2 tRNA genes and 2 rRNA genes are annotated in these 5,148 nt (G+C 52.1%); all 4 read left to right on the plus strand.

The features are described from left to right. Window positions 1-160: 160 nt before the first annotated feature. Window positions 161-1,697 (plus strand): 16S ribosomal RNA (locus tag Q6A48_RS25760). 122 nt (window positions 1,698-1,819) lie between these two features. Then, window positions 1,820-1,896 (plus strand) — tRNA-Ile (locus Q6A48_RS25765). A gap of 9 nt (window positions 1,897-1,905) precedes the next feature. After that, a tRNA-Ala gene (locus Q6A48_RS25770) sits at window positions 1,906-1,981 on the plus strand. Between the two features lie 250 nt (window positions 1,982-2,231). Next, window positions 2,232-5,123: ribosomal RNA gene (locus Q6A48_RS25775) — 23S ribosomal RNA — on the plus strand. The 16S and 23S rRNA genes sit together here with 2 tRNA genes alongside, the layout of an rRNA operon. Window positions 5,124-5,148 lie beyond the last annotated feature (25 nt).

Below are 5,148 nucleotides of genomic sequence, written 5' to 3' on the forward strand. Positions count from 1 at the left end.
GCTCTTTAACAACTGAATCAAGCAATTCGTGTGGGTGCTTGTGGAGTCAGACTGCTAGTCAACAGATTATCAGCATCACAAGTTACTCCGCGAGAAATCAAAGATGTAACCAACGATTGCTGAGCCAAGTTTAGGGTTTTCTCAAAACCCAAAGATGTTTGAACTGAAGAGTTTGATCATGGCTCAGATTGAACGCTGGCGGCAGGCCTAACACATGCAAGTCGAGCGGTAGAGAGGTGCTTGCACCTCTTGAGAGCGGCGGACGGGTGAGTAATGCCTAGGAATCTGCCTGGTAGTGGGGGATAACGTTCGGAAACGAACGCTAATACCGCATACGTCCTACGGGAGAAAGCAGGGGACCTTCGGGCCTTGCGCTATCAGATGAGCCTAGGTCGGATTAGCTAGTTGGTGAGGTAATGGCTCACCAAGGCGACGATCCGTAACTGGTCTGAGAGGATGATCAGTCACACTGGAACTGAGACACGGTCCAGACTCCTACGGGAGGCAGCAGTGGGGAATATTGGACAATGGGCGAAAGCCTGATCCAGCCATGCCGCGTGTGTGAAGAAGGTCTTCGGATTGTAAAGCACTTTAAGTTGGGAGGAAGGGTTGTAGATTAATACTCTGCAATTTTGACGTTACCGACAGAATAAGCACCGGCTAACTCTGTGCCAGCAGCCGCGGTAATACAGAGGGTGCAAGCGTTAATCGGAATTACTGGGCGTAAAGCGCGCGTAGGTGGTTCGTTAAGTTGGATGTGAAAGCCCCGGGCTCAACCTGGGAACTGCATTCAAAACTGTCGAGCTAGAGTATGGTAGAGGGTGGTGGAATTTCCTGTGTAGCGGTGAAATGCGTAGATATAGGAAGGAACACCAGTGGCGAAGGCGACCACCTGGACTGATACTGACACTGAGGTGCGAAAGCGTGGGGAGCAAACAGGATTAGATACCCTGGTAGTCCACGCCGTAAACGATGTCAACTAGCCGTTGGGAGCCTTGAGCTCTTAGTGGCGCAGCTAACGCATTAAGTTGACCGCCTGGGGAGTACGGCCGCAAGGTTAAAACTCAAATGAATTGACGGGGGCCCGCACAAGCGGTGGAGCATGTGGTTTAATTCGAAGCAACGCGAAGAACCTTACCAGGCCTTGACATCCAATGAACTTTCCAGAGATGGATTGGTGCCTTCGGGAGCATTGAGACAGGTGCTGCATGGCTGTCGTCAGCTCGTGTCGTGAGATGTTGGGTTAAGTCCCGTAACGAGCGCAACCCTTGTCCTTAGTTACCAGCACATTATGGTGGGCACTCTAAGGAGACTGCCGGTGACAAACCGGAGGAAGGTGGGGATGACGTCAAGTCATCATGGCCCTTACGGCCTGGGCTACACACGTGCTACAATGGTCGGTACAGAGGGTTGCCAAGCCGCGAGGTGGAGCTAATCCCACAAAACCGATCGTAGTCCGGATCGCAGTCTGCAACTCGACTGCGTGAAGTCGGAATCGCTAGTAATCGCGAATCAGAATGTCGCGGTGAATACGTTCCCGGGCCTTGTACACACCGCCCGTCACACCATGGGAGTGGGTTGCACCAGAAGTAGCTAGTCTAACCTTCGGGGGGACGGTTACCACGGTGTGATTCATGACTGGGGTGAAGTCGTAACAAGGTAGCCGTAGGGGAACCTGCGGCTGGATCACCTCCTTAATCGACGACAGCAGCGGCTCCATGAGCTCCCACACGAATTGCTTGATTCATTGAAGAAGACGATAGAAGCAGCTTTAAGCTCCAAGCTGATAGCGCACGCTAACAGTTACAAGCTCGAAATTGGGTCTGTAGCTCAGTTGGTTAGAGCGCACCCCTGATAAGGGTGAGGTCGGCAGTTCGAATCTGCCCAGACCCACCAATTTTGTATGGGGCCATAGCTCAGCTGGGAGAGCGCCTGCCTTGCACGCAGGAGGTCAGCGGTTCGATCCCGCTTGGCTCCACCATAAACTGCTTCTGCTGTATGAAAGCTTAGAAATGAGCATTCCATCGACGCGATGGTGAATGTTGATTTCTGGTCTTTTGACCGGATCGTTCTTTAAAAATTTGGGTATGTGATAGAAAGATAGACTGGATGGCACTTTCACTGGTGTTGTTCAGGCTAAGGTAAAATTTGTGAGTGTCTCGCGAAAGCGAACACGCGAATTTTCGGCGAATGTCGTCTTCACAGTATAACCAGATTGCTTGGGGTTATATGGTCAAGTGAAGAAGCGCATACGGTGGATGCCTTGGCAGTCAGAGGCGATGAAAGACGTGGTAGCCTGCGAAAAGCTTCGGGGAGTCGGCAAACAGACTGTGATCCGGAGGTGTCTGAATGGGGGAACCCAGCCATCACAAGATGGTTATCTTGCACTGAATACATAGGTGCAAGAGGCGAACCAGGGGAACTGAAACATCTAAGTACCCTGAGGAAAAGAAATCAACCGAGATTCCCTTAGTAGTGGCGAGCGAACGGGGACTAGCCCTTAAGCTTCTTTGATTTTAGCGGAACGCTCTGGAAAGTGCGGCCATAGTGGGTGATAGCCCTGTACGCGAAAGGATCTTAGAAGTGAAATCGAGTAGGACGGAGCACGAGAAACTTTGTCTGAATATGGGGGGACCATCCTCCAAGGCTAAATACTACTGACTGACCGATAGTGAACCAGTACCGTGAGGGAAAGGCGAAAAGAACCCCGGAGAGGGGAGTGAAATAGATCCTGAAACCGTATGCGTACAAGCAGTGGGAGCCCACTTTGTTGGGTGACTGCGTACCTTTTGTATAATGGGTCAGCGACTTATTTTCAGTGGCGAGCTTAACCGAATAGGGGAGGCGTAGCGAAAGCGAGTCTTAATAGGGCGTCTAGTCGCTGGGAATAGACCCGAAACCGGGCGATCTATCCATGGGCAGGTTGAAGGTTAGGTAACACTGACTGGAGGACCGAACCGACTACCGTTGAAAAGTTAGCGGATGACCTGTGGATCGGAGTGAAAGGCTAATCAAGCTCGGAGATAGCTGGTTCTCCTCGAAAGCTATTTAGGTAGCGCCTCATGTATCACTGTAGGGGGTAGAGCACTGTTTCGGCTAGGGGGTCATCCCGACTTACCAAACCGATGCAAACTCCGAATACCTACAAGTGCCGAGCATGGGAGACACACGGCGGGTGCTAACGTCCGTCGTGAAAAGGGAAACAACCCAGACCGTCAGCTAAGGTCCCAAAGTTATGGTTAAGTGGGAAACGATGTGGGAAGGCTTAGACAGCTAGGAGGTTGGCTTAGAAGCAGCCACCCTTTAAAGAAAGCGTAATAGCTCACTAGTCGAGTCGGCCTGCGCGGAAGATGTAACGGGGCTCAAACCATACACCGAAGCTACGGGTATCACGCAAGTGATGCGGTAGAGGAGCGTTCTGTAAGCCTGTGAAGGTGAGTTGAGAAGCTTGCTGGAGGTATCAGAAGTGCGAATGCTGACATGAGTAACGACAATGGGTGTGAAAAACACCCACGCCGAAAGACCAAGGTTTCCTGCGCAACGTTAATCGACGCAGGGTTAGTCGGTCCCTAAGGCGAGGCTGAAAAGCGTAGTCGATGGAAAACAGGTTAATATTCCTGTACTTCTGGTTATTGCGATGGAGGGACGGAGAAGGCTAGGCCAGCTTGGCGTTGGTTGTCCAAGTTTAAGGTGGTAGGCTGAAATCTTAGGTAAATCCGGGGTTTCAAGGCCGAGAGCTGATGACGAGTTACCCTTTGGGTGACGAAGTGGTTGATGCCATGCTTCCAAGAAAAGCTTCTAAGCTTCAGGTAACCAGGAACCGTACCCCAAACCGACACAGGTGGTTGGGTAGAGAATACCAAGGCGCTTGAGAGAACTCGGGTGAAGGAACTAGGCAAAATGGCACCGTAACTTCGGGAGAAGGTGCGCCGGTGAGGGTGAAGCACTTGCTGCGTAAGCCCACGCCGGTCGAAGATACCAGGCCGCTGCGACTGTTTATTAAAAACACAGCACTCTGCAAACACGAAAGTGGACGTATAGGGTGTGACGCCTGCCCGGTGCCGGAAGGTTAATTGATGGGGTTAGCTAACGCGAAGCTCTTGATCGAAGCCCCGGTAAACGGCGGCCGTAACTATAACGGTCCTAAGGTAGCGAAATTCCTTGTCGGGTAAGTTCCGACCTGCACGAATGGCGTAACGATGGCGGCGCTGTCTCCACCCGAGACTCAGTGAAATTGAAATCGCTGTGAAGATGCAGTGTATCCGCGGCTAGACGGAAAGACCCCGTGAACCTTTACTATAGCTTTGCACTGGACTTTGAATTTGCTTGTGTAGGATAGGTGGGAGGCTTTGAAGCGTGGACGCCAGTCTGCGTGGAGCCATCCTTGAAATACCACCCTGGCAACTTTGAGGTTCTAACTCAGGTCCGTTATCCGGATCGAGGACAGTGTATGGTGGGTAGTTTGACTGGGGCGGTCTCCTCCTAAAGAGTAACGGAGGAGTACGAAGGTGCGCTCAGACCGGTCGGAAATCGGTCGTAGAGTATAAAGGCAAAAGCGCGCTTGACTGCGAGACAGACACGTCGAGCAGGTACGAAAGTAGGTCTTAGTGATCCGGTGGTTCTGTATGGAAGGGCCATCGCTCAACGGATAAAAGGTACTCCGGGGATAACAGGCTGATACCGCCCAAGAGTTCATATCGACGGCGGTGTTTGGCACCTCGATGTCGGCTCATCACATCCTGGGGCTGAAGCCGGTCCCAAGGGTATGGCTGTTCGCCATTTAAAGTGGTACGCGAGCTGGGTTTAGAACGTCGTGAGACAGTTCGGTCCCTATCTGCCGTGGACGTTTGAGATTTGAGAGGGGCTGCTCCTAGTACGAGAGGACCGGAGTGGACGAACCTCTGGTGTTCCGGTTGTCACGCCAGTGGCATTGCCGGGTAGCTATGTTCGGAAAAGATAACCGCTGAAAGCATCTAAGCGGGAAACTTGCCTCAAGATGAGATCTCACTGGAGCCTTGAGCTCCCTGAAGGGCCGTCGAAGACTACGACGTTGATAGGCAGGGTGTGTAAGCGCTGTGAGGCGTTGAGCTAACCTGTACTAATTGCCCGTGAGGCTTGACCATATAACACCCAAGCAATTTGCTGACC

The sequence above is a fragment of the Pseudomonas citrullilanati genome (genome assembly GCF_030580855.1).
GTDB classification, from domain to species: Bacteria; Pseudomonadota; Gammaproteobacteria; order Pseudomonadales; family Pseudomonadaceae; genus Aquipseudomonas; species Aquipseudomonas citrulli.